Annotated in this window: 25 protein-coding genes; 15 read left to right on the plus strand and 10 right to left on the minus strand. The window is 49.3% G+C overall.

Annotation, left to right across the window (positions count from 1 at the left end; translation table 11 throughout):
• Positions 1-13: 13 nt before the first annotated feature.
• The 13 genes from CAG64_RS10770 (at position 14) to CAG64_RS10830 (ending at position 10819) form a co-directional block, all read left to right on the plus strand.
• Complete coding sequence (locus CAG64_RS10770) at positions 14-355, plus strand: ArsR/SmtB family transcription factor (protein ID WP_021706370.1); 342 nt, start codon at positions 14-16, stop codon at positions 353-355.
• Positions 356-485: 130 nt separating this feature from the next.
• Positions 486-1556 carry an ACR3 family arsenite efflux transporter gene (arsB, locus tag CAG64_RS10775; RefSeq protein ID WP_161488254.1) on the plus strand — a complete coding sequence of 357 codons (1071 nt, stop codon included), beginning with the start codon at positions 486-488 and terminating at the stop codon, positions 1554-1556.
• 330 nt (positions 1557-1886) lie between these two features.
• The gene (locus tag CAG64_RS10780) at positions 1887-2099 is read left to right on the plus strand and encodes a Flp family type IVb pilin (protein ID WP_161452970.1); all 213 of its coding nucleotides are present in this window, start codon (positions 1887-1889) and stop codon (positions 2097-2099) included.
• A gap of 18 nt (positions 2100-2117) precedes the next feature.
• The gene (locus tag CAG64_RS10785) at positions 2118-2516 is read left to right on the plus strand and encodes a prepilin peptidase (RefSeq protein ID WP_161452968.1); all 399 of its coding nucleotides are present in this window, start codon (positions 2118-2120) and stop codon (positions 2514-2516) included.
• A 20-nt stretch (positions 2517-2536) separates the two neighbouring features.
• On the plus strand, positions 2537-3079 hold the full coding sequence (locus tag CAG64_RS10790; RefSeq protein WP_021706374.1) for a TadE/TadG family type IV pilus assembly protein: 543 nt from the start codon (positions 2537-2539) through the stop codon (positions 3077-3079).
• A gap of 9 nt (positions 3080-3088) precedes the next feature.
• Positions 3089-4042, plus strand: coding sequence for a Flp pilus assembly protein CpaB (gene cpaB / locus CAG64_RS10795; protein WP_161488255.1), 954 nt, complete (start codon positions 3089-3091; stop codon positions 4040-4042).
• 10 nt (positions 4043-4052) lie between these two features.
• Positions 4053-5213, plus strand: coding sequence for a type II and III secretion system protein family protein (locus CAG64_RS10800; RefSeq protein ID WP_161488256.1), 1161 nt, complete (start codon positions 4053-4055; stop codon positions 5211-5213).
• A gap of 11 nt (positions 5214-5224) precedes the next feature.
• Positions 5225-6487 (plus strand): CpaF family protein, encoded by a 1263-nt coding sequence (locus tag CAG64_RS10805; RefSeq protein ID WP_021706377.1) that lies wholly within the window; start codon positions 5225-5227, stop codon positions 6485-6487.
• On the plus strand, positions 6484-7344 hold the full coding sequence (locus CAG64_RS10810; RefSeq protein WP_161451962.1) for a type II secretion system F family protein: 861 nt from the start codon (positions 6484-6486) through the stop codon (positions 7342-7344). Before CAG64_RS10805 ends, CAG64_RS10810 begins: the two co-directional genes overlap by 4 nt.
• 9 nt (positions 7345-7353) lie before the next feature.
• Positions 7354-8238, plus strand: a complete 885-nt coding sequence (locus CAG64_RS10815; RefSeq protein WP_021706379.1) for a type II secretion system F family protein — start codon at positions 7354-7356, stop codon at positions 8236-8238.
• Positions 8239-8925 (plus strand): tetratricopeptide repeat protein, encoded by a 687-nt coding sequence (locus CAG64_RS10820; RefSeq protein WP_237668198.1) that lies wholly within the window; start codon positions 8239-8241, stop codon positions 8923-8925.
• Complete coding sequence (locus tag CAG64_RS10825) at positions 8922-9182, plus strand: DUF3613 domain-containing protein (protein ID WP_021706381.1); 261 nt, start codon at positions 8922-8924, stop codon at positions 9180-9182. Before CAG64_RS10820 ends, CAG64_RS10825 begins: the two co-directional genes overlap by 4 nt.
• A 2-nt stretch (positions 9183-9184) precedes the next feature.
• Positions 9185-10819, plus strand: a complete 1635-nt coding sequence (locus tag CAG64_RS10830; RefSeq protein WP_161488257.1) for a pilus assembly protein TadG-related protein — start codon at positions 9185-9187, stop codon at positions 10817-10819.
• Between the two features lie 49 nt (positions 10820-10868).
• Here the strand turns inward: CAG64_RS10830 and CAG64_RS10835 are convergent, their stop codons facing one another.
• The 5 genes from CAG64_RS10835 to CAG64_RS10855 form a co-directional block, all read right to left on the minus strand.
• A complete protein-coding gene (locus CAG64_RS10835; RefSeq protein WP_161488258.1) occupies positions 10869-11723 on the minus strand; it encodes a mechanosensitive ion channel family protein in 855 nt (284 codons plus the stop codon).
• A gap of 1010 nt (positions 11724-12733) precedes the next feature.
• Positions 12734-13201 (minus strand): DM13 domain-containing protein, encoded by a 468-nt coding sequence (locus CAG64_RS10840; RefSeq protein WP_021706384.1) that lies wholly within the window; start codon positions 13199-13201, stop codon positions 12734-12736.
• Positions 13202-13276: 75 nt separating this feature from the next.
• The gene (gene pepT, locus CAG64_RS10845; protein WP_161457927.1) at positions 13277-14509 is read right to left on the minus strand and encodes a peptidase T; all 1233 of its coding nucleotides are present in this window, start codon (positions 14507-14509) and stop codon (positions 13277-13279) included.
• A gap of 217 nt (positions 14510-14726) precedes the next feature.
• Positions 14727-15362 (minus strand): outer membrane protein OmpW, encoded by a 636-nt coding sequence (gene ompW / locus CAG64_RS10850; protein ID WP_021706386.1) that lies wholly within the window; start codon positions 15360-15362, stop codon positions 14727-14729.
• Positions 15363-15610: 248 nt separating this feature from the next.
• A complete protein-coding gene (locus CAG64_RS10855) occupies positions 15611-17239 on the minus strand; it encodes a methyl-accepting chemotaxis protein (protein WP_161448356.1) in 1629 nt (542 codons plus the stop codon).
• 208 nt (positions 17240-17447) lie between these two features.
• On the opposite strand from CAG64_RS10855, the gene CAG64_RS10860 reads away from it, so the two are divergent.
• Positions 17448-18203: a TetR/AcrR family transcriptional regulator gene (locus CAG64_RS10860; protein ID WP_202599241.1), complete on the plus strand. Its 756-nt coding sequence runs from the start codon at positions 17448-17450 to the stop codon at positions 18201-18203.
• 62 nt (positions 18204-18265) lie between these two features.
• Here the strand turns inward: CAG64_RS10860 and CAG64_RS10865 are convergent, their stop codons facing one another.
• From CAG64_RS10865 to CAG64_RS10880, 4 genes are all read right to left on the minus strand, one after another.
• Positions 18266-21307, minus strand: coding sequence for an efflux RND transporter permease subunit (locus CAG64_RS10865; protein ID WP_161448358.1), 3042 nt, complete (start codon positions 21305-21307; stop codon positions 18266-18268).
• A gap of 5 nt (positions 21308-21312) precedes the next feature.
• The gene (locus tag CAG64_RS10870) at positions 21313-22422 is read right to left on the minus strand and encodes an efflux RND transporter periplasmic adaptor subunit (RefSeq protein ID WP_081693185.1); all 1110 of its coding nucleotides are present in this window, start codon (positions 22420-22422) and stop codon (positions 21313-21315) included.
• 350 nt (positions 22423-22772) lie between these two features.
• Positions 22773-23285, minus strand: coding sequence for a regulatory protein ToxS (locus CAG64_RS10875; protein WP_161452640.1), 513 nt, complete (start codon positions 23283-23285; stop codon positions 22773-22775).
• A gap of 2 nt (positions 23286-23287) precedes the next feature.
• Complete coding sequence (locus tag CAG64_RS10880) at positions 23288-24157, minus strand: winged helix-turn-helix domain-containing protein (RefSeq protein ID WP_021706392.1); 870 nt, start codon at positions 24155-24157, stop codon at positions 23288-23290.
• 359 nt (positions 24158-24516) lie between these two features.
• Between CAG64_RS10880 and CAG64_RS10885 the strand changes: the two genes are divergently transcribed.
• Positions 24517-25449 (plus strand): hypothetical protein, encoded by a 933-nt coding sequence (locus CAG64_RS10885; protein ID WP_237668137.1) that lies wholly within the window; start codon positions 24517-24519, stop codon positions 25447-25449.
• A gap of 44 nt (positions 25450-25493) precedes the next feature.
• Here the strand turns inward: CAG64_RS10885 and CAG64_RS10890 are convergent, their stop codons facing one another.
• On the minus strand, positions 25494-26363 hold the full coding sequence (locus CAG64_RS10890; RefSeq protein WP_161457384.1) for a cation diffusion facilitator family transporter: 870 nt from the start codon (positions 26361-26363) through the stop codon (positions 25494-25496).
• Positions 26364-26409: the final 46 nt, after the last annotated feature.

A 26409-nucleotide genomic window follows, 5' to 3' on the forward strand; every position in this document is an offset into this window, starting at 1 on the left:
ACTATAAGTACCTATGGCGACGCAATGTAACATCACGGATCCAAGCGCGTTTGAGGCCTCTGCGCGACAACTGGAACAAGAGCAACAATTGGCGGCTCAGGCCAAAGCACTGGCGCATCCGGCCAGGATTCGCATCCTCAAGCTATTGCTGACGCTGGATAATCTCGGCGGTTGCCTCAACAGTGATCTGGTCAGCCAGCTCGGACTGGCGCAATCGACTGTATCTGAACATTTGCGCATTCTGAAACAGGCTGGTTTTATCAGTGCCGAGCCGAATCCGCCGAAAATGTGTTACCGGATCGAACGCCAGGCGCTGAATGGCCACCTGAATTTGCTTGAGGCCATGTTGTCCTGAGGCGCTTCGCATCGCCACAGGTTAAATACGACCGCGCACGAAGCCAAATAGTACGATAACCCGTTAATAAAAAACGAAACATTTAACCACCAAACATCGTCTTTCGACGATAAACGAACAGAGACACGCTATGAGCACTGAATGCACGCCGAGCTCGACACAAAAAATGAGTTTTCTCGACCGTTATCTCACCGTATGGATCTTCGTTGCCATGGGCATTGGCGTCACCATCGGAGTCTGGTTCCCGGAAGTGGCTGAGTGGAATGAATCCATGTCGGTCGGCAGCACCAATATTCCGCTCGCCATCGGCCTGATCCTGATGATGTATCCTCCGCTCGCGAAAGTGAACTATAGCCTGCTGGGTAAAGTCGCTCAGGATAAACGCGCCATCACCCTGTCATTGATCATGAACTGGCTGGTCGGTCCGATCCTGATGTTTGTGCTCGCACTGACGTTCCTCGCCGATTATCCGGGTTATATGGTGGGAGTGATTCTGATTGGCCTGGCACGCTGCATCGCCATGGTACTGGTGTGGAACGACATTGGGGGGGGCAATAAAGAGTATGGCGCGGCGCTGGTGGCCCTCAATAGTGCATTCCAGATTATCACCTACAGCTTTATGGCCTGGTTGTTTATTACTGTCTTGCCACCGGTGTTCGGTTATCAGGGGTTTGCCGTCGACATCTCAATGGGAGATATTGCCGAAAGCGTCCTGATTTATCTTGGCATCCCATTTGCCGCCGGATTTATCAGCCGTAACTATCTGGTGGGCGCCAAAGGCGAACAGTGGTACAACGACGTGTTTATTCCGCGTATTTCGCCGATCACCCTGCTAGCACTGCTGGCGACCATCGTGCTGATGTTCAGCCTCAAAGGTGAGATGATCATGCAACTGCCGATGGACGTTGTTCGCGTCGCGATTCCGCTGGCCATTTACTTTGTATTGATGTTCTTTGTCAGCTTCTTCATCGGTAAACGCATGGGGATTCCTTACGACAAAAACGCCTCAATCGCCTATACCGCTACCGGGAATAATTTCGAACTCGCGATTGCAGTGGCGATCGCTGTATTTGGTATCAACTCCGATCAAGCGTTTGCCGGCGTGATCGGCCCGCTGATTGAAGTGCCAGTGCTGATTGCGCTGGTGAATGTGGCGCTGCGAATGAAACGAAAATACCGTTTCCGCACCGCTGACGTTTGAATCAAGCAGCGTAAAAAAGCCAATAGCCCTCCAGCACCGGAGGGCTATAGAGCGTCACTCACCAACCGTTCTGAAGCCCCACACCTTTCCAGACATCTCTGCGCCCCGATTTGACAAAGCGTTGCAATAACCACATAAAAACAAAGCATTTATTGGATCACTTTTTACCGTATTTCAAACCAAAACCAAACTTAGGTCACATATTTAAACGAGAAACTCATCAATGACCTCCTAATCTCATTGTTAAGGCGGAATGAAAACTGGAATCAGGATCAATACACATAATCCATGCCAGCCGCGCCAAATCTCGTATCAATGAGGAGAATCAGAATGAACGGAATCAATCACTACACCACTCAGCTGTGGTGCAAGCTGTCTGCCTTTATTCGCGATGACAAAGGTGCATCCGGTATCGAATACGCCATTGTTGCAGCCATTGCTGCGGTTGCAATTGCTGCAGCAACCTTAGGTGATAGTACGATCACAGATAAAATCACAGAGATTTTCACCAGTATAAGAACAGCACTTAGCCCGAGTACTTAAAAAGTTTAGCGGTGAACAATGAGCTTCGCTGTAATTGCAGCATTGTCGATTGCTAGTGTCTGGGATATTAAAACCCAGCGAGTGCCCAATCTTATTAGCCTGGCTGTCTTTGTGATTGCGGTATTCGCGCTGGTTGTGCAGCCCGAGCCAGTGTCGGTTAAAGCCTTACTCGCCGCCATTCTGGTGACGATGGCGATCACATTGCCCGGTTATATCAAAGGCTGGTTGGGCGGCGCAGACATCAAACTACTGCTGGCATTGGCGCTGCTCAGCAGCTATGAACAGATGCTCTGGCTGCTGATCACTGCTTTTGTGCTCTTCATCATTTACTGGTGGGTATTTTACCGTGATAAGGAACACGCCCCTTTTGTACCCGCCCTATTTGTTGCTGTGTGTCTGCAAACGTTTATCGTCTGAAGTTGTGATAAGGAGGCGGTATGGGCCAATCCTATGCCGGTTTTCAGGGAAAGAAGTTAATACTTAAACAACGGGGCGCCGTCGCGATTGAGACGGTTTTCCTGCTGCCGATTGTTATCATTCTGCTGTTTGCGATTGTCCACTACAGCATGATTTTTTTTGCGACCACACTGTTTGACTACGCGGCCAAAGAAAGCATCCGCAGTGCCATGTCTCAGGTGGATGAAAACTGTTACTTCAACGTAGATGGTTGTAGCGATAGCGACACTCTGACGCTGGTCAGCCCAGTGATCCTCGACAGTGCGACTCAAGTGATTCAGGGCGTAACACACGGCAGTGGCAACAGTTTAGGGGTTCTGTTTGGCGTCACATTGCCAGCCCGCAACGAGCTGATTTCGGTTTCCGCGATTGATGGCGGTGGTTGCTGTGAAGTGTCAATCACACTCGATAATTACCGCAATACCCCCTTTTTGCCTCTCAATGTCATCGACGGTTTGCTTCCCGGTGACACATCCGTTTTTCCTGACGCCATTACCGCCACAGCGGTACTGAAACTGAACTAGGAGCTGGCTATGCGAATCCCACATCTCACTCCGGATCTGCTCAAAGTGGTCGCTGGCCTGTTGTTTTCCGCGGCACTGATACTTGGCTGGATGGGCTTGAACAGTCAACCAGTACCAACCACCGCCGTGCAGGTGCAGCCCGCCGAGCCTGAGTTTATTGTCTGGCGTTTTAATCGCGATCTGCCCGAGGGCGAGCTGCTTGAGCGCCAGTATCTGGACATGACCCGCATTTCGTTTCACAGCAAAAAGCATGTCGAAGATCTGTCCGTCGCTATCGGTCAACGCCTGAAAAAAGCCGTCTATGCCGGTACAGACTTAACCGTTGATATGCTCTCTGAGCCACGTGCCATCATCGATGAGCTGCCGGAAGACTACCGAGCCGTGGCGGTGAAAGCCAACGAAGTCATGACCGTGGGTGGCCATATTCGGGCCGGAGACCGGGTCGATTTGATCTACCTGCTCAAGCCAAACAAAACCACCGGTCCAATGCCGCAGGCCCGTCGTCTGGCTGAAAAGGTTGAAGTACTTGCCATCGGAGATCAGTTGACCAATTCCGCCTCCACCAGCCGTGAAGACAATGCTAAGTCGGTGGTTCTCGCCATTCATGAAAGCCTGGCGCCGTTGATTCTGCTGGCCGAGTCAGCCGGTGAATTGCGTTTGGCCGTTGTCGGACACGACGACCTGCCACAGCCAGCTAAACCCGCGCCTACCTATCCGTTATTAGCGAAACGCCTTACGTTCGCATCAGCTCAATATTCGCCAGCCAGCGCCGAGCTTGCGGTTAGAACTAAGCCACCAAGGCAGGATTACAGTGTCAATTTGAAGAACCTGACCCGTGAGCAGCCGCAGCCTGAACCAGTCAAACCCAATCAGAAAACAACCCCAAAAAAACCCGTGCAACGGGCCAGTTACATTGAAGTCATTCAGGGCAGTGAACGCGCCTGGGTAAAAGCAGGCAAGTAATGGAGTATCTATGAGAAGAGTAACACTCGGCATCCTTTCTTTTTTTTGGCTATCTTTCGCTTGCATTGCCAACGATACCATTGCCCTCAAACCGGGCGCTCAAACCGAGTTTAACAGTAAAGAGAAAACCATTATCCGCGCTGCAATGGGCAACCCCAGCATTGCCACCCTGGATGTCCTGAGTAAGAACAAGCTGCTGATATCCGGCCAAGCCATCGGTGAAACGACTTTACTGCTCTGGTATCGCAATCAGTCTGAACCAGAGCGCCATACCGTCGCCGTGTCGCCTGGTTCAGTCGCATTGGCCAATATTCAGGTCCAAACCGACATCAAAGTCGTCGAGATCAGTAAAACCGCTCTCAAAGAGGCCGGCTTTTTCTTCGGCAAACAAACCGGCAATACCACCATAGGGATAGGCAACAGCTCGTCAGTCAACGGCTTTGGCGATGGCTCCCTGTTTTCCAATAACGGCTTTCTGCCCTTCTCAGATGCGTTCAACGTGATTATTGGAGACGCTTCCAAAGGCATTCTTGGCACCATCAGTGCACTGAACGCCAACGGTTTTGCTTACACGCTGGCCGAGCCCAGCTTAGTGACTATGTCGGGTCACACGGCGACCTTTCTGGCTGGAGGTGAATTTCCGTATCCAAAGAGCTCAGACGAAGGCGACATCACTATTGATTTCAAAGAGTTTGGTGTTCGCCTCCACCTCTCTCCGACGGTGTTGGAAGACGAACGTATTCTGCTCAAAGTGGCACCGGAAGTCAGCGAGTTGAACTATAACCAGGGCGTCAGCACCGCCGGTATTATCGTGCCCGGCATCAGCGTACGTCGCACCGACACCACCGTACAACTAGGCAACGGCGAAAGCTTTGTGATCAGTGGGTTGATCAGCAGCAATACCATGAAAAACTCCGACCGCTTTCCTGGCTTGGGCGATATCCCGATTCTCGGCGCGTTCTTTCGCTCCAGCCGCCTGGAGCAAAACGACAAAGAACTGATGATGGTCGTTACTCCGCATCTGGTCAAACCGCTGGCCAAAGACGCCAAACTACCGCCGTTACCGGGAGAGGTTTACCGCCGCTATAACCCCAATTTTTTTGAACTGATTTTTCTTAACCAGGAGCCGGACGAACTGCCTGCAGGCATCGGCTTCTCGGAAGGCTTGTAAAGGAGAACACCATGACAGGGATGAGTTGGTTTTCTTCACCTATACCGCCGGCCTATCAGGAGCTGGATCTCAAGCTGAAAGCGGATCTCCATCAGTTTATTCTGGAGCGAATGGAAGATGACGGCGTCATTTTCGATATGGCAGCGGTTGAAAAAGACAACATTTTGCTGCCCGTGACCTCGTATATTCATCAATATCTGGACACCCACAAACTGGACATTCCGGTTGAAATTGACAGTCTGGCCAAACAGATCCTGGATGAGATGATCGGCTTCGGGCCCATCGAATCTCTGCTGCAAGACCCAAGTGTCGACGATATTCTGATCAACGGCCCCAAGCGCGTTTATGTCGAACGCAACGGCCAGTTGGAACGCGTGAACCACCACTTCCTCAACGATGAACACGTGATTCGGGTGATTCGACGTATGTTGTCTCCTCTTGGCCGACGCGTTGATGAGTCGAATCCCATGGTCGATGCCCGCTTACCTGATGGCAGCCGGATCAACGCGATTATTCCGCCTTTGGCGCTGGATGGTGCATGCTTATCGGTGCGTAAGTTCAAACAGGACGCCTTAACCGAAGACTACCTGCTTGAGCATGGCGCGCTGAGTCATGAAATGATGACCTTCCTGAAACAGGGCGTCAAAGCCCGCTTCAATATCCTAATCAGCGGTGCGACCGGAGCCGGTAAAACCACACTACTGAACATCCTCAGCCAATATATTCACGACCACGAACGTGTTGTCACTATCGAAGATGCGGCGGAATTACAGTTGCGAAACGGTCACGTGGTGCGCCTGGAGACTCGTCCGCCAAACTCAGAAGGCAGCGGTGAAGTCACTGCGCGTGAACTGCTCAAGAACGCGCTACGGATGCGGCCAGACCGAATCATTCTCGGGGAAAGCCGCAGTGGTGAAGTACTGGACATGTTGCAAGCGATGAACACCGGTCATCTGGGTTCAATGAGTACGCTGCACGCCAACTCACCCAGCGATGCGTTGATCCGACTGGAAATGATGGTGACCCTGGCCGGCTTCAGTTCGAGCGAAAACTTCATTCGCAAAGTGGTGGCGTCGGCGGTGGATGTGATCGTTCAGGTCAACCGTCTGCCAAGCGGTAAACGGTTGATCACCGAGATTGTCGAAGTGAATCAGGTGAAAGGCAGTCACATTACCACCACCCCACTCTATCGCTACGACGCTGCCCGAAAGCAGTTCAACAGCATGAATTCCCTGTCGGATCATCTCCTGCAGCAACTGGAGGACATGCTATGAACATCTGGTTACTGGCGTCGGCACTGCTGCTTTGTATGGTCGTGGCAGCACTTTTATGGCTAGTGAAACAACAAAGTATCGAACCGGTAACGCTTGCCAAGCGCAAGAAAAAACAAACCAATTATCAGGAACAGTTGAACGAATGGTGGCAACGGGCCGGATTTAGTCGCTCGCCAGCCAAAAACCTGGTACTGGCTTTGCTGCTGGCGACCAATACCTATCTGAGCGACACCGTGCTTGGCCTACCGGGAGCCATGCTGGGCGCAGCGCTGACCATGCTGGTGCTGTTTGCTCTGGCACAGTGGCGACGTAGCAACATCAAACGTCGCCTTATCCAGCAACTCCCTTCGTTCATCGATCAGGTTAACCGGCGTATCAAAGTCGGCATGAGTATCGCCAAAGCCGTCGAGCAATCGGCCAAAACCACCTCGAAGCCACTCAGTCTGGTGCTGGACAGAGTCAACCACCGCAAAAACATCGGTATTGAACTACAAGATGCGTTCTACAAAGAGAGTGTGATTACCGGAGTAAAGCCGTTTCGCCTTCTGGGTTCGATTTTCAACATCAATGCTCGTTTCGGCGGCAGCATCACCGATCCGCTCGACAGCCTGGTTCAGTTACTGCGCCAGCAGGATCTCAGTCAGCGGGAGCTCAAATCCATTACCGGAGAAACGCGCATTACCGCCTGGGTTATCGGTATTGCCCCCACCATGGTCGGCATTTACATGATGAGCCAGAACCCGGAGCTACTGGTGAACATGTGGCAATCAGACAGTGGCCGGCACGCCTTGCTCTTTGGACTGGGGTTGCAAGCCACAGGGATTTTTATGATCTGGCGGATGTTTCGCAGCTTGTAGGAGGCGCGTATGTACAGTGACATCACATTCTACTGGTTGGGCGGCTCCATGTTGGTGCTGGGGTTGTCTGTGGTTTGCATCTATCTGGCACTGACCCTCAACCAAGCCCGGGCCCCCTCCACCGGCTCGGTACAAAAAGAAAAAATCCTCCAGACCAGCCAAAAGTGGTGGGGACGCTCGAAGCAACAGCACCAGAGCCAGTTATCCGACATGGTGGTCACCATGCGTCAGGCCGGCTACATCAGCAGCCGTCAGCAAATCATGTGTCTGTTTAAAATCGCTTTTGTCTGGATGAGCCTGGCGATGGTGGTGTTCGGACAGCTCGTCATCACAACACCCACATTCGGCGACACCTTCTTGTATGTCACCTTGTTGTTCGCGGCTGGCTTTTGGTTAACCCTACGCTGGCTCAAAGCGCAGGCGCGAAAACGCGCCAAGAAAATCGACGAAGAGATGCTGGTCTCAGTACATCTGATGGCCATCTTGTGGCAGGTCGGGTTGTCGTTAGAAAGCCTGCTGCGCGCCTATTACAACGAAGCCAAAGACTTAACGCCCGAGGTCAATAAAGAGATCGCTCTGATTCTGGCGCGAATTGATGCCGGCCAGAGCCGCGAAACTGTGTTCAACGACGTGGCGACCATCAGCTTGTCGGTCGGTTTTCAGGATTTACTGACCATGATGTCTCAAGCCGGTGATACCGGCGGTGGTTTGCGCAGTTCATTCCAATCACTGGCCAAAATTCTTCAGGAACGCAAACGAACGGATTTACAGGAAAAGGTGACCAAAATGTCGGGAAAAATCTCTGTCACCATGATGGCATTTATGTTTCCTGCTCTGTTTATCGTACTGGGCGGCCCAGCCGCACTGGCACTCATCGCCGCATTTGGAGGTTAAATGAAAGGATTTGTGATTACGGCTGTGGCAATCACCTTGTCGGCTTGTGCGGTTACCCCTGCGCCAGTCGCGAAGCAAACACCCCAGACCACCAAAGGCCTGTGTGGTGAATCGCTGTCAAAACAGGATGGCATGAAGATCTCGATGGCGAAGCAGGCTTTCCAGCGTGGTCAATACTTCTCATCGCTGGCCACGCTTGAGCAGATCGACAGCAGCCTAGTGACCAAGCAAGCGTTACAAGCAAGCGCCTACCGAAAAACAGGCCAGCTAGCGAAAGCGCAAACCCTCTACACCCACTTGCTCTCCAGTTGCATCGAAGGCAACGCGGCGCATGGGCTTGGCCTGATCGCCGCTTATCAGGGTGATGTCAGACAGGCGCAGCAATGGCTGAGTCAGGCCGTGCGCGAAGAGCCGGCCAATGCCAATATCCGCAACGATTACGGCTTCCTGTTGCTCTCAACCGGCGAGGAACAACAGGCGCGCAATGAGTTTATCACCGCGCTTGAACTCAATCCTCAACACCAGACCGCGGCCAAAAACCTCTGGCTGGTGTTACTGCGAAACCACGAGGATATGGCTGCTTCTCAGTTGAAAGCGCGCTTTGCCTGGAGCGATACCGAAAGTCAGAAGATGACCCAAGCCGCCAAACAGCTCAAACCGATATCTGTTATGGAGAAAACGCAATGATACGCTTGATCCTTGGAACCTTGCTGTTCACCACCAGTGTGACCAGTGCGGCTTACGAAAGCACTAAACCTAACCAAACTGTCGTAAAGCAAGACACTACAAGGGCCTGGTTACTGATTCAGAAAAAGAATCTTCAGTCGACCCAATACGAAGATAAACTGACACCAGAGCAGGCTAAAGCCGCGCAGGAGCGAGTTGAAAACAGCTTCAAACACCCGCTGCCTGACAGCTTCATCGACAACGAATTTGGTGAATAACCATGACCTTCCGACGCCAGCGGGGTGCCATCGGAATTGGACTTGTCGCAGCGATGCTGAGCCTGATTCTGTTTGCTTCTCTGGCGGTCGATACGGCGCGTTTGGTGTACCAGCGACAGTCACTCCAGTCGATTGCGGATCTGTCGGCGCTCGAAGTGGTGCGCTCCACCCCCTACTTTGTCGACGACGCAGTCAAAACACAGCTGGAAACGGCGCTCTCGAACAAGTATCAAGATAAAATCAGTTCCGTTCAGGTACGCTTTGGCACCGCTCGGGTTGTTGATAATCAATGGGTTGTCGATACTGACGATTCACCTGAAAACGGCTACTCCGCCGCTCAGGTCATCGTCACCAAAGTGGTTCCTCAAAGCATGATTGCCGGGGGGCTGTTCAATAATGCCACCATGACACTGACAGCCCAGGCGGCCATTCAAAAAAGTGGCCTAATCCGCTTTGGTATCGGCTCCAAAACCCTCGCCACTAAAGAAGGGAATATTCTGAATGCGGTGCTCAGCGATGCTTTGGGGGTCGATGTTGATCTTACGGTCGCCGACTATCAGGGCGTCGCCAACAGCACCATCAAGCTGAGCAACGTTCTGACGGAACTGGCGATCAAAGAAGGTCTGGCGACACCGCAGGAAGTGCTGGATGCCAGCATTAACATTGCCGACCTCATGACAACGTATGTCTCGCTGCTGACCAATGACGACGATGCCACGTATGGACTTGACCTGGTCGTTGACCAGCTCGCTCTGGCAGTCGGGCTACCTGAGGTGGTGCTGGGTGACATTCTGACTATTCCGGATGGCAGTAACACGCAAGCCGCCGCACTGACCAGCGACCTGAACGCCCTCGACTTACTGACTGCCACCGTCTATGCCGCCAACCAGAATAACTTCCTCTCTATACCGGATTTGTCGCTGGGGATTCCTGGCGTGTTGAGTTCAACATCACAAGTCAGCGTGATTGAACCACCCCAGTTCACGATCGCTACTCTGCCAGTGGTCGCTGGCATGGAGCCGAAAGTCACCAATGCCCAGACACAGGTCAATATAGAGGCCGATCTGGATCTGTTCGGCCTTATCAGCATCGGGGATGTCACTGATATCAGCACCACCCCGCTGTCGATACAGGTCGATACGTCGCAATCAACCGCCACACTCACTGACGTGGCCGACAACACCGCGAACTTCTCTACGCTCAGTTCACTGGCGGATATTTCCGTTGATAACCTGACTATTACGGCAACCATTCTCGGTATAGATATCGATATTACAGCGCAAATCAACGTCGAGAACAAAGACCCGGTCAGCAATACCTTAAGCATCGATCTGGAAGACGTCGCTACAGCGGACGGCTCATACGTCGTGACCGTTACTCGCGATCAAGAATTCTCCACCAGCGTGGTCCTGACAGTGGAAACGGATATCGATGCCATTCCCATCCTCGGGCCGTTGATCAAAGCGATCGTCAATAACACCCTGCTTGCGACACTTAACCCGTTAGTCTCCACCATCGTGGACAGTTTACTTTCTGATTTGCTGATCCCGATTCTGGAGTCGCTGGGCCTGCAAGTGGGCGGAGCAGATATGTGGGTGGATGCGGCCAATGTCAGCCAATATGGCTTGATTGAGTAGCGACAGAAACCGCCTGATTTCTGTCGCCTGATTCGATGATAACGCGCACTTAAGCAGTCGGTGACGTTTCTGCCGGAAAGGCTTTTTCGTACTCCTGCATGAAATCCTGGCGAATCGCATGTTCAAGCTCGTTGGCTTTGTCGGTCGGGCAGAAAATCATGATATGCACGATCTGCTCCCCGGTTGCCGCGCTGCTGATGTGTATGTGCGGCTCTGCACCTGGCAAATCCACACCGGCGTGTTTTTCAATCATGGCGTTGTAGCGTCGGGCAACATCGGCAAAGTAGTGAAAATGCTCCTCAATTTTATGCTCAACTTTTTCCAGCATCGGATAAAGGTTCACGAAGTCTTTTACCACAATGGAAAAGTTGTGGTACACGTATCGCTTCATAAAGTTGAGATTTTTTACCGGATAGGTAAAGAACATGCTGTTTGGCAACGTCGCAGTTTTGCCGGTGTAGTGATACTGGCCGTGGTGAAGGTCGATCTCCTGAATCACGGTCGCCATCATATTGTGGTCAATCACTTCACCGCACAACTTGCCGACTTCAATCCAGTCCCCAACGCGAAAAGAGCGCGAACTGGCACGTTGAATTGAACCGGTAAAACAGAGGATGATCTCTTTTGACGCCACCACGATAGCAACCGCAATTGCGGTGACTGAGAGTGCAAACTCACTGATTTCCGATTGCCAGAGCATAAACATCATCAGTAGGAACATTGCAAAGCTACTGTTTTTGGTGCGCGACATCCATTTACGTTGTTTGTCGGAGAGGAACGCGTCGTCACCGCGTATTCTGGCCAGGATCAGGCGACGCAGAAGCACCACCAGAAGCATAATCAGTGCTGTAAACAATAACTTATGGTTGATGAGAAAATCCCATACCACCACCACTTTTTCCATTCATCACCCCTGAAAAAGAGAAAGGCACACTCTCTGATTAGTTTGCGAACATTGTGAAGCGTTCTTAGTATAAGGCAAATAAATCTATAAATAGTGTGCTCTGTGTTAAGCAAATGTAGGCCATTTGGACGTTATAACAGCAGTATCTTTTACACCGCGCCAAAAGCGGGCGCAGAGAAGCAGGAATGGGGAAGTATTTAACACAACGATAAAGTAGCAACGCGAATATATTGCGCCAATATAATAAGCACAATAAAAGAAACAGTATTAATATAAAAAATTATAATAGGCTGCCACAAACGTTAAATACAGAAAGTTAAACGCCACCACAAATACAAAGAAGTTCATTTTTCTTATTTTCAATGAGGTTAATTCCTACAGACAAATCGTCAACACCAACTGACTCGGTTGAGTAAGGGATAATCAACTTGGCCGTGAGGAGTATAACACAGGAAAAAATATTAAATTTAAGACAAATGACGTGTTTTACCCTTTGATGACAACTTTATTAAAAAAGATCGTTTTCATGACCACCTCTTTGATATTGCTTGGAGATCAGCATCTATGTCGCTTATTGTTTGATATTTATCCATTGCTTGCACAAGTGGCGCTTTGGTGAGCGTCTTCTCGACACCATTAAAAAATCACCGGGAATAACTGGACTAAGCTCAGAATGTCATAATCTCGTAGCAAAATATTAACTGCGCTCTCCATCTCCTAAAGGAACGCCCAATATTAAACACCTTGCATTATTAGTTGCGAATCCTCAATCACTTGAAACATATAATTCTCTCAGGTTTGATATTCTAAAATTATCGGAAAGTTCCGACTTGACGGGGAATATTCATTTGAGCAGAAAACATTACCGTGATTGCATCATGATGATTAATTCACTGAAATTACTGAGTAATAAGCATGTTATCCATTTTATTCAACAAATGAATAACAGTCCGTTTCTGACGATCAAAAAAAGCGACACTCTAAGTGTCGCTTTTTCGTCTCTGGTTTTGTTACTGGTACTTTGCCGAACTGATAAACTCACCGAAGCTTTCACACCAGACAACCGCGGTATTGTACTGGTCGATATTGACTCCCTCAGGCAGTTTGAGAGTAAAACGGTCAAAGGTTTTCACATCGCCAATCTGCACCATCGATGATTGATACGTGGCAAAGTCAGCTTCGCTCTCGACAAAAATCGGTGAAAGATACAGTTTGTAATCTGGACCCGGGGCCAGTTTCCCCTGAAACACCACATCCGTGTTGGTTATCTTGATCTCCCCTTCTCCCCAATGCAGGAAATCACTGTCTTTGCGTGCGCGATCAAATTGCCCCGTATAGCGGGCATCCTGACTGAGGCGCTCAATTTTCGCCATATCCGGGGAGTCTGGTTGCGTTAAAATCGGCAGCAGATAGATTCCCAAGCCAACGCCCAACACGCCCACCGCTAAGTGTGACACCAGCAAAAATAACCATTTCATGTCTTATCATCCGTAAAATCAGAGAGATAAGATAACTTTACACCATCAGTGTAATGGTTGACACCGCCTGACGCCTTATTCTCTGTGATACTGTGCGGTTTTTTCTGACAGACGCAGGATCACTTTGACGGCCTGTTCCATCGCTTCGACCGAAACAAACTCGTGAATACCGTGGAAGTTATACCCACCAGTGAACAGGTTCGGGCAAGGCAATCCCATGAACGACAATCGCGCCCCATCGGTGCCGCCACGAATGGGTTTAACCACGGGCTCAACATCGCACTCCATCATTGCCTGCTTAGCCAGTTCAACAATATGGGGATGCGGCTCAATCATTTCGCGCATGTTGTAGTAACAGTCTTCCATTTGCAATTCGACACGCCCATGATGCAGTTGGGCATTCAACGTATCCACCAGCTGTCGCACGTAGGCTTTGCGCGCTTCCAACCCTTCACGTTCAAAATCACGCAGGATGTAACTCAACTGGCTCTTAGCCACGCTCATTTTCGCTGATTTAAGATGATAAAACCCCTGATAGCCTTCGGTCTGCTCTGGTGTCTCTGCCTGCGGCATCATCACCTGAAACCGGGCCGCAATGTTCATTGCGTTGACCATCTTATCCTTTGCCCAACCAGGATGGACGTTGTTGCCGTAAATGATCACTTCTGCATTTGCGGCGTTAAAGTTTTCGTATTCCAGTTCACCCAGTGGCCCACCATCCACGGTGTAAGCCCACTGCGCCCCAAAACGTTCTACGTCGAACAAATTTGCCCCGCGACCAATTTCTTCATCCGGGGTAAAACCGATGCAAATGTCGCCATGCGCGATCTCGGGGTGTTGAATCAACTCTTCGATTGCCGTAACAATCTCGGCGATGCCGGCTTTATCGTCGGCTCCGAGCAGTGTCCGGCCATCTGTCGTAATCAGGTTGTGCCCATGCAGTTGATGCAGCTCTGGATAGCGAATCGGTGACAGTACTTCGTCACCTTTACCCAGAGCGATATCTCCCCCCTGATACTCTTCGATAGACTGTGGTGCAATGTTACGACCAGACGCATCGGGAGCAGTGTCCATATGGGCGATAAACCCAATCGCCGGTACTGCAAAGTCGACATTCGTCGGCAGTTTTGCCATCACGTAGCCGTGCTCGTCCAGACTGACCTGACTGAGGCCCAGTTCGGTCAGTTCGTCACGAAGGTATTCGGCAAACGTCATCTGACCCGCCGAGCTCGGGCAGCATGACTTAGCAGGGTTCGATTGGGTATTAAAACTGACGTATTTTAAAAAGCGATTTACCAGATTCTTCATGTTCGTATTCTCAATCTGTCTATTCTATCCGGGTTGCCCGGTCTGTTCGTGTTCAGCGGAGCCGTGAGTGACTTTTTATACTACTCTCCACAATTTCACGGGCTTTGTTGTAAATCAGCTTTTTACTCAGTTTATGCTCTCGGCGTCGCCGTGTTTTCAGAGGTACGGCCCATTAAAAAAGACGGCCGGAGCCGTCTTTTTACACAATCAGAGTTGATCAGAATTTATAGCCAACACCCACCATAAAGACCCAAGGGTCGATTTCAACGTCGGTTTTGTACTTGTTGACGCCGTCGGTGTAAGTGGCTTCAGTGTCAATGTCTGCATACCAGACCGCACCGTTCACAAACCATTTGTCGTTGATCATGTAGTCAGCACCCAGGTTTGCCGCCAGTCCCCATGAGTTGTCCAGATCCAGATCTTTAAGACCCGATTTGTTGTTGAACTTCTCATCGAAAAAGATGGTGTAGTTAATACCTGCCCCCACATACGGACGGAACTTGCTCTGTGCATCACCAAAGTAATATTGCAGCATAAAAGTCGGTGGCAAATGCTTGGTTTCTGCGATATCACCCAGGTCACCCAGACCGGTCGAAATGTTGTGTTTGAACGGCGATGCCGCCAGTACTTCGAAACTGATGTTGTCGGTAAACATGTAGCCAAAAGTCAGTCCCAGTTGAGTATCGGAATCGACTTTCAGCTCTTCATCAGAACCAAGAATTTTATCACTGCTGTCGTTTGGCACCACGGTCGCTGCGCCAGCGCGAAGAATAAAGTCACCTTTGCTGTGCGCAAGAACATTCGCAGACATCAGGGCAGAAAGTACGGCAAGGCCGCAAAGCGTCTTTTTCATTATTATTTCCTTTTGGTGTGGCAATATTTATTGGAATTGGTGAGCACCCTAACACATAAAAACCCCACCATTTTGATGGAAATCAATTTGTAAAAATTATCTAACTCTCAAATACATTTTCCAAACATCGATCACTTTTTTCTGCAATCAAAATTACAGTTATGTAATGCAAACTTTGTGTGCATCACACTGTTTTTCGGGTACAAAAAAGCCGCTGATGCGCAGCGGCTTTTGACCATTTGGGTCGTTTACAAATGGAAGAACGACAGGTGTGATTTCTGTTTCTCTGCCAGGTGTGACAACTCACTGCTCGCGCTGGCGCTCTGGCTTATCCCGGCCACATTCTGATTGACCAGTTCAGACATATTCACGACACTGCGATTGATATCCTGAGTGACCTGAGACTGCTCTTCCGCGGCAGTGGCCACCTGAGTATTGGAATCATTGATGTCTGATACCGACTCCGTAATCCCCACCAGAGCATCATTAGCGCGCTGCGCCAGCTCGTTATTGCGATGCAGCATTTCCAAACTGGTTTGCATGCTGGTATCAGCCAGACCAGATTGCTTTTGTAACTCTTCGATGATCGCCTGAATTTCGCCCGTCGATTCCTGGGTGCGCGCCGCCAGCATACGAACTTCATCAGCCACCACGGCAAAGCCGCGTCCAGATTCTCCCGCTCTCGCAGCTTCAATCGCCGCGTTCAGTGCCAACAGGTTTGTCTGTTCAGACACATCACGGATTACTTCGATGACATTGCTGATCTGTTCCGATTGCAGTTTCAGTGTCTGCACGACCGACGCAGCGTCATTGAGTGCATTCGACATCTGTTCGCTGGCTTGTTTGCTTTCGCCAAATATCGCTAAACCTGATTTCGCCAGTTCGTCGGCTTCACGGGCAGTAGAGTCAGCTGCCGTTGCGTTGTCACTGACATTGTTGGCAGTGCTGGCCAGTTCGTTAACCGCCGATGCCACCTGCTCGATTTCACACAGCTCCTGCTGCGCATTCTGTTCTGCCTGAGTCATGACCGCCGCCAACTCAGTTGAGGCAGAGGCCACTTCTTCACTGATGCGGATCAGTTGCTCTACAGTTGAGTGTAATTGTATAGCTGTCTTGTTGACGTCTTTACTCAGCATCGCGATTTCATTTTCGCCGTCAGCATCAGCCCGAACATTGAGATGCCCTAACGCCAGTTCACGCATCACGCCCTGCAACTTGATAATTGGGGTAACGATCATGCCCGACAGGAACCAAGCCGCCAGTAATGAGACTGCCAGCACAGCCAGTACCGACAACGACGCGACATTCTGTACATGCTTATTCTGCTCAGCACTTTTCTCCATTGAACGGGTGGAGAACTCATTGACCTTGCGAGACAGGGTGTTGATCGCCTTAACCATCTGGATACCTGCATCACGGTAGCCTGAGATAAACTGGTCGTATTCGTGCTCACCGACCAGCCCCTGATCGCTGCGAAACAAAAACTCGACCGCACGCACGGAATAGTTCACGTAACCTTCAATCGCCTGACGTACATTTTGCACATCATCGGCAAAGGTTTTGCGCTTGGCCATTTCATTCAGATCGTGCTGAATGGCTTGCATGCTTTGCTTTAGCTCAGCGAGAAAGGCGTCGCGGCGGTCAGCATCGTAAATGGCGTACACGGCGCTGATGCGCAATGGATAAACCTCATCGTCAATCTGAGCGAGAGTGTCTTTGTAGAACACCAGATCGTTGGTGTTGGAGATGATCAGTGCTTGTTCAGATTCCAGATTGTTTTTCGTCACCCACAGTGAGATCAACAACGCCAGAGTGGTAAACATGACAGGCAGTAGCACCTGCTTGCGAATAGACATGTTTTTTAGGGAAAACTGCATTTCTTGGCCCTTATGGTGAATTTGAGCGTGTCCCTACTGATTAAGATTATTCCCACTTCTTTGAGGCCAGAATTCTAGACTTAGATCACAAATCAGTCTAGGTAAAAGTGCATTTATTACAATGAGTTGCATAAAAATCATTGTCAAAGTTATGACAGCTCGACATATTAATGACAACATGACAGGAAATAACAATTTATGAAGAAAAATGTCATCTTCAAACGTTGCGGTATTGGACACCAGCCCTTCTATCAACTTGGGGTTAGTAATAGAATACAAAGACCATACTTTGAGAGACATTAGTCAAAACTCTATGAGCAATATAGGATCGACTTCAGAGGAGCCGACTGAAAAAGGCGTCACCAAACGCAACCGGGGACGCCCTGTTGGTGATCGAGCCTCCAGAAAGGCTGAGCTGATGTCTGCGGCAATTGCCGTAACGGCAGAAGAAGGTTATTCGGGTGCGTCACTGCGCAAAGTCGCCAAGAGAATGGGGGCGACGACAGGCACCGTAACGTATTACTTCGCCAATAAAGAAGAAATGCTAGCCGCAGTCGCAGAAGAACTGTTTATACGCTTCCACAAGCAGCTTGCATTTGATACGCCACACGCCGACATTAACTTAGTCATAGAAAAGCTGTTAACCTGGGATGATTCTGAACAACCGGGCTTATGGCTGGCATTTTTACAGCTACTCACTCACGCTAGACAAGAGCCCGCATTTGCCCCAGTCATTCAACGTCACTATGCAAAAATCAGAGAAGCTTTGACATTTCTGGTAGAAAAAGGTCAGTCAAATCAAATTATCCGAAATGATATTACTGCCGATATGTTGGCTGAACAGCTTAGTGCGCTTGGTGATGGTTGGATGATGATGATGTCTATTGAACCAGAAAGGTTCACACCGGAGAAAATTCAATTGCTGTCCGACGCAGTCCTTACGCTGATCAAACCCGGCCAATAAATCGGCGTCCCTTAATGCCCCCCAAATAATAAAAAGCCGGATAAATATCCGGCTTTTTAAGATTATTCTGTGTGCGGTGCCCTGTATATCAATGCGTAGAGAACCGGCAACACAATCATGATCAGCAGGGTAGCAAAGAGCAGCCCACCAATGATCGTCACCGACATGGACGAGAAGAAATTGTCGAAGATCAAAGGAATCATTCCGAGCGCCGTAGTAAGCGCTGCCATGGATACTGGCCTTAAACGACTCACTGATGCATCCACAATCGCAGTGGTGAGACCTCGACCTAACGGTAGCTCCAAATTAATCTGCTCGATAAGGACAATCGCATTTTTTATCAGCATTCCGACCAGGCTTAAAAACCCTAACAAGGCCATAAAACCAAATGTTTCTCCCGACACCAACAGGCCAACCGTAACACCAATCAAAGCCAGCGGCACACAAAGCCAGATGACCAGAGGCTGGCGTAATGAGTTGAACATCATGATGGTAATGAGGATCATCGCAATCACAAAAATCGGTATCGAAGACGCTAAACCAGACTCAGCTTTCCGTGAATCTTCATATTCGCCGCCCCATTCCAGTGTGTAGCCAGCCGGCAGGTTTAGTGCTTCAACCTTAGGACGAATTTGCTCAAATAGCTTGCTGGCATTTCCTTTTATAGGGTCGGCAAAAACGGTGATCGTTCGTTTACGATCTCTGCGATGGATGATTTCATCCTCAAACGCGACCTCGTAAGACGTCACCACCTGTCTTAGCGGAATCATTCGTTGAGCCGAATGGCTCCATATTTGCAGATCCGACAGGCTGCCTATGTCATTGCGGCTTTTCTCATCTGAGCGAACAATAATAGGCAGAAGTAAATCTGACTCACGGTACACACCACTCACGACCCCCTGGAAGCCCTCCTGAATAGCCTGAGCCACCATCTGGTGCGTGATGCCATTCGTATCGGCCTGCTCTTCAGCCATGACGGCTTTGATCACTTTTACTGGTTGGCGCCAATCGGTGCGTACAGACTTAGTGTTTGGCTCCATTCGATATATATGTTCGACTTGTGTGGCAATGCGTCTAAGTTCATCAGTATCCGGACCACTTATACGTGCCTGAATTTTCCCCGTTGAACCAGGCCCCAGTAGAAATGTTGAAGCATAAACCTGGCCATCTGGAAGCGCCGCGGAAATCTGGGCTTCAACTTTAGGAAGCAACTCATCAATAACACTTTGATCAGACACTCCCACAATAAATTGCGCGTAAGAACTGTTTGGCTGCTCAGGTTGATAAGTCAGCAAAAATCTAAGTGCTCCTTCACCGACGCTGCTGGTCACGGTCTCAACACCATTTTGCTCAAGTAATATCTTCTCGATTACTTTGGCATCTTCGCGGGTTTCATCTATGTGTGTCCCCTGCGGCAACCAGTAATCAACCAAAAACTGTGGTCGTGTTGCACTGGGAAGGAAGTTTTGCTCTATGAGCGTAAACCCCCACATAGATAGGGCAAATAAACCCACCACCGACGCTGAGCTGAGGTATCGGTGACGGATACAGCTACGCAGAAACGTCTTATAGCGATTGTAAAAACGAGTATCGTACGGGTCACTATTGCTGTCGGACGCCGGAGTTTTTTTGAAAAATAAGACACACATCAACGGCGTCACCGTTACTGCTGTCAGCCAACTAAGCAACAACGACACCAATACGACCTGGAATAAAGAGCGACAAAACTCACCGGTTTCATCATTTGATGTTCCGATAGCGGCAAAAGCCAGAATCGCAATGAGAGTTGCTCCCAACAATGGCCAGGCTGATTCTCTGACTACATCGATTGACGCTTCTTTCGCTGGCTTCCCTTTTTGCATCCGTATCAGAACACCATCGACAACAACAATAGCGTTATCGACCAGCATCCCCAACGCAATGATGAGTGCTCCTAATGACACCCGCTCCAGTGCAACACCAAAAGGCGCTAGGAATAGGAACGATCCTACAATCGTCAAAATCAGGATGAAGCCGATCAAGAGACCACTTCTCAACCCCATAAACAACAACAAAACAACAATGACAATCGCCGTTGCCTCAATAAGGCTAGTGACAAAACCTGATATCGCGTTTTGTACTGAATCGGATTGAAAGGATACGGTGTTGACTTGGATGCCAACTGGCCGTTGGTTTTCAAGCTCGGCTAAGCGAGATAGCAAAGCCTCTCCCATGGTCACCACATTGCCACCGGAAACCGTTGAGATTCCCAGCCCGATCCCAGCTAACCCATTGAAACGAATCTCATTATTCACTGGATCAACATAATCTCGGGTAACTGCAGCCACATCGCGTAGATAGATCTGCCGCCCATTAACAGGGCTGCTGATCAACAAACTTTCAATATCCTGAAGTGACTGCAGACCACCAGTCGGTTTAATCGTCACGAACGCACGACCAAGACGAGCGCGCCCTCCGTCAACGGCTAACCCTTTTTGCCGAAGTTGTCCAATGATCACCTCAGGTTGAATACCTAACTGAGACAAGCGATCCCGATTAAATTCAACATAAATCGCTTCCTGCCTTTCAGCAAAAGTGGTGACTTTACCCACATCCTTAACCAGCAGCAGTTCACGCTTGAGGGTATCAACATAACGTTTCAGCTCGGCATAACTGTAGTCTTTCCCTGTAACCACCAAAAAGGCGCTATACACATCACCATAATCGTCCATAACAATTGACTGACTGGCTCCCGGGGGTAAGGATGCTTGGGCATCATTAATTTTCCGGCGCAGTTCATCCCAGACTTGCGGCAAAGTGGATTTATCATATTCATCTTTCACCTTTACTGTGATCGTCGATAAACCACGCTCTGACTTCGACTTTACGCGCTCCAGTTGCCCGAGTTGTTGAATAGCCTGTTCGAGTTCATCACTGACTTCTTGCTCTACTTCAAGCGCAGAGGCGCCCGGGTAAGACGTAATAACCAAAGCTTCTTTAATTGTAAATTCTGGGTCCTCCAGACGGCTCATATTGAGGTAGGACAAAACGCCTGAAACAAACATCACAACCGTAAGAACCAACGTGACAATTCGATTGTTGATCGCGACAGCAGCTAAATTCATGTCACCTATTCCTCCATCAAGTGAACTAAATCACCTTCAGTGAGAAATTGGACACCGGAGGTTACAATCACGTCGCCCTTCGCAAGCCCCTTTCTGACTTGGATTCGAGAGCCAGTCGCATCACCTAAACTCACGGCTTTGCGTACCACTGCACCTACTTTCGGGTCGACCACCCAAACAGATGCGGATTTGTCAGGCTCGGCGAGAATAGCGCTTTCAGGAATCATAAACGTAGTGCCTGCAAAACCACCAGCTATCCGGTCTTGTTCTGACTTCTCTCGATACAAAACGCGGCCTGTCATACCCGGACTGACACTTACGACATTCGGCGTTTCAAAGCTGACCGTCACTTCAAAAGTACGAGTCACCGGATCGGCCATAGAGGAGAATGCGCTGATTTTTGCGGGTAGCTCAGCATTAGGATAAGCACTCAGCTCGACAAAAATCTGCTCATTGAAATCGATATCCGAAACGGCATCCACTTTCTTGGTTCGCGCCCAGTCAGCTTCTGGAACGTGAATTTTCATTTCCAACGCCTCTTCACTTAGAAGAGTTAGTACCGTTTGTTTGGCCTGCACGTTGGCAAAATCTTCCACCATTTTTTTCGCCACTCGGCCATCAAATGGCGCGACAAGCACAGTGTCATCTAGCATTTTTTGTGCTTGCTTTAGCTCAGCTTGTGCGACTCTTAGTCCACGACGAGCCTGATCCAGTTGCTGCTTAGTGACAGCATGATGTTTAAAGGCCGCTTGATATCGTTCAAAGTCACCTCTGGCCGCACTCACTTCAGCTCGCATCCGGTCACGCTGAGCCTGAAACGTGTCTGGCTCCAGACGAGCCAATACTTTGCCAGCCCGGACAAACTCCCCCTCAATCACCGCAAACTCGCTGATTCTGCCAGAGACCTCAAAAGCCATGTCCGACTGCTTGACCGCAGACACCTGTCCCGGATATTTAAATACCCGCTGGACTGAGTCCATACCCACAGTATGCAATTTAACTGGTCTTGAAATTCGTTCTCTCTTGTCCTGAAGTTGTTCTTCACACCCAGTCATCAATGCCAGTGGCACCAATAAAAACCAAGCCCATATCCGCCGACTATTTCGTTTCACCATTCGTATACCCGTAATTCGTTACGCTCTATTGCAACAACACCCACGCCATTACAACCAAAAGTAAAATGTCTTACTCAGAACTCATCTGATATCGCCGCCTTCACGCAGTTAGAGCGGCTCCAAGCGGAACAGAGGATATAACAATAACACCATTTAACACAACACTTGTTATTTAAAACAAACAGCACAAACTGAAATACATATCACTGTACCCGCAACTGCAGTGTTCATAGACTCGCGTCACGATTATGAGCAGCAACACGAATGCGCCTGAACCCACTGACGTCGCCACATCAGTAGGTTTATCGTTGAATGATTGATAGGAATGAATATGGGGGGGATGTGCGCTTTTACTTAGCAAATATTACATTGGAACCGAAATTATGGTTAGTAAGTAGCAGGGTCCTCTCATTGATTGCCTGCACTTTCCAGCTTTGCTGATTTTCGATCCGATAAAACTCAGCGATGAGATCCATTTGCGATGATGAGAGTACTTCGGGTACAGACGAAGTAACATGGAACTCTTTAGCTGCCGTCATAATGTAGTTATCGCGCGAGCTCCAAGTCCCGGTATCGGAGATCTGTAACGCGTCTCTATTTTTAGAACGTTGCGTCAAAATAAGCAGTTGGGTCATACGAGTGTACGTACCATCCGATAAAAACTTTATGGAGGCGTGTATATCTATCTGACGTATTGGCCCAACAACGAGCTCTCGCTCAAGAGGCGGAATCAAGGTTGTTAGTGTCATTTCCCACTCTCGGGCTGTTAACGTACGGTGCAAATCTGAGCGACCAATAACAAATATCAATAAACTTAGTAATACAGAGCACGCCACGCTGATCCGTACATATTTCTTTTTCATTCTCATACTCCGGTTTGGCAGACAACTTCAGGCGTGCTGTATGAATAAAAAACAAGGGTTTGGTTTTTATCAGAACTCGGCAAAAAATGAATTAAGTTCAACATGACTTCACGGTCAGGATCTCCAGTGACGACGACTCTCTCAAGCTGCTGCGAATCCGAATAAGTCCGAATATAGTGACCAATACAGTGGTCTACTTGTTCTAACCAGCGAATGAGTTCCGGCTGCTCATCAGGTACTTCAATCTCCACATCATCAATCGTGGCATAGCGCATGACGTTGTCGTAAGGAGAAAGAGTTAGGCAATAAGAGATCAAAGGCAGGCTTAACATCAAGGCGATAAACAACCCATTAAGCCATACCGGAACAATATACGGACGTCTGCCCTTTTCTGGTGAGTCCATCACCTCAGGCTGAATATCGTCGTCAAACGGCTGGCTGTCATCCGGGTTTTCAGAGCTTATCATCCACTCAGTGCTCTCAATGTCAGCTTTATCTGGCGATCTTGAGATCACTAGTTCAACTGTACAGATCAACTGATAACCACGCTTTGGCACTGTTTTGACGAAAAAAGGCGACTTAGTCGAGTCTTTTAGTACTTTTCTCAAAACTGAAACAGCTTGGGTAAGGCTCGAATCATCGACTTCAAAGCCTTTCTGACGCCATACAAACTCTAATAGTTCTTCGCGTGTCACAATTTTCTGCTGATGAATGCACAACGCCAGCAATATCCGCCCTTCATTGCTCCCCAAGTGAAACAAACGTTTGTCGTCATGGATATCCACCAACGTATTGCAGTTCGGATCAAACTGATACTGCTCAGCAAGAATAAACTTTGTTTTAAAACCATCGTTTATGTTAGTTAACTCCATTTTTCACCACGTTATCGTCACTATTACGTCAAATGTTCTAGCTATAACGTCGCGGAGTATATCATCTTAACGAATTAACACAACGATCGTTATCTTAATGATGATCACAAATTAAGACGCATTAAAGAAAAGCGCTATCGTTCAAAACCGCATAAGGTCACTGTTGACGTGTGGAATTTTCATTTTCGTGGGGAAACAGCACATTCACCCGACAAATACGTCCTAAATGTGCACCCTAGTGTTTGAAATTGCTGAATTATAATGCCGGAGAGAAAGTGGATCATCGGGCCATTTCCGGCTTGAGACGTTAGCCGCCAGACACAACCACTTTAAGAATAATAAACAATATACAGGGCGATATGATGAATCTACTAAACCTATTCAAAGGCGAAGAGGCGACCGTGTGCTACGAGTTAAACGGATGCGCTGCCGATAAAAAACTGGGGATCGCGGTTCGCGGCTCGGTTGATCTCAAACACCTGAGAACACCGAATGACGTATCAGTTAAAGATGCGTTTATGGCCGGGACCATTGACGCCATTATCGAAAAACTGGGCAGTATGGAAGACGCGACGCCGCGCTATTTCTACGTCACAAATCGTTATGACAGCATTAAAATCTGGATCAATAAAAGCAGCAAGGAGCTGAACGCGGCGACAGCCTGCCCATTTGGCAACGCTATCGTTCACAATACCGGTCATCTGATCATGACTGCGGCCACCGCCGGTTTTGCTGACACCGTCAGTCCGGTACTAAAAACGGCACTCGAATCACCACTCGGTGCCAATAATGCGCAATACGCTGCTCAAGCGGCTGAAACCATCATGAGTAAAGCGGCGGGACAATTCTCACCGGTAGGTAAGAATGCGTCAGCCAGCACAGACGCAGAGGCGACCGGCTTTAGCCTGGCAAAAGGCCTGCTCACAGATGCCAAATACTTGGTTAATGGCACTCGTCAGGCGCTCAAGGGCAACAAGAACAGTGATGTGAACTTCACCGGTATGCCCGTAGAAACGCCACCACACAAAGACAAAACCAAGCGCAGAAATAAAATTAAATCGCTGATACACAAAGCAAAGCAAGTCGTCAGCCCGGAAAAGTTGATCATTCGTGTTGGCTCTGAGTTCAATAAGCATCATGCCGGAACCGTGATTGATCTTGGCGTCCGAGCAATCTCATTCCACGATCTGATCGAGTTTCTGACGTACTACGCCGAAGAGCACAAACTGGTGAATTGTTTTCACGATCGCTCTGGCGAGAACGGCCTGACAAATCGGGTGAACGTCATCTGAGTGAAAAAGAGCGACCCGATGGTCGCTCTTTTTCTTTGGCGGCTTTACGCCGGCTCAACATGGATCAATACCTCAGCATTCGGCAACACTGCCATGATGGCCGCTTCGATTTCATCGCACTTCTGATGCGCACGTTCAACGCACATCTGTTTCGGCACGGTGAGATGGAAATCGATGTGGCGGCGGCGCCCCGCATAGCGGGTACGCAGTTGATGGTAATCTACGCCGGGTCCACACGCGTTGCGGATGGTTTCCATCGTCAGAGCCAGTTCTTGCTCAGAAATACTGTGGTCAAGCAAAGGCCGAAACGCATTACGCAACATGTCAAAGCCTTCTCGGGTGATGAACAGCGCCACACCAATGGCAACCACTGAATCAATAAAGTACCAATGATAACCAAAGTAGCTGGCGATCAGCATCAGCCCCAATCCCGCCGCCACCCCCACAGAAGTCAGCACATCGGCTTTCAAATGCAACGCATCCGCTTCCAGAGCGACAGACTCTTCTTCTCGCGCCACCCGGTATAGATGTTGTGAGACCAAAACGTTGATCAAAGCGGAAACCAACATCACAACCACCCCTAATCCCATTGCACTGACAGGTTGTGGATCAAGCAGTTTTTCTACCGCCTCGTAGACTATCCAGCCCGCCGCGCCCAGAATCAGCAGGGCTTCCAATACTCCAGAAACGTTCTCAATTTTGCTGTGCCCGTAAGGATGATTGGCATCCGGAGGTAAATCCGATTGACTCACGGCAAACAATGCAATCAACGCCGCAAGCAAATCCATGGCTGAATGTATCGCTTCCGAAATGATACTCACCGAGCCACTTACGATGCCGACCATTACTTTCATCACAATAAGTCCGCTGTTCGAACAAACCGAAAGAAGTGCAGCACCAGTTTTACGATTCATAACATAACTCCACAAAAGTGACCTTTCTCACTGATGCGAATCTTAT

Source organism: Vibrio sp. V38_P2S17PM301 (genome assembly GCF_009904845.1).
Classification (GTDB): domain Bacteria; phylum Pseudomonadota; class Gammaproteobacteria; order Enterobacterales; family Vibrionaceae; genus Vibrio; species Vibrio proteolyticus.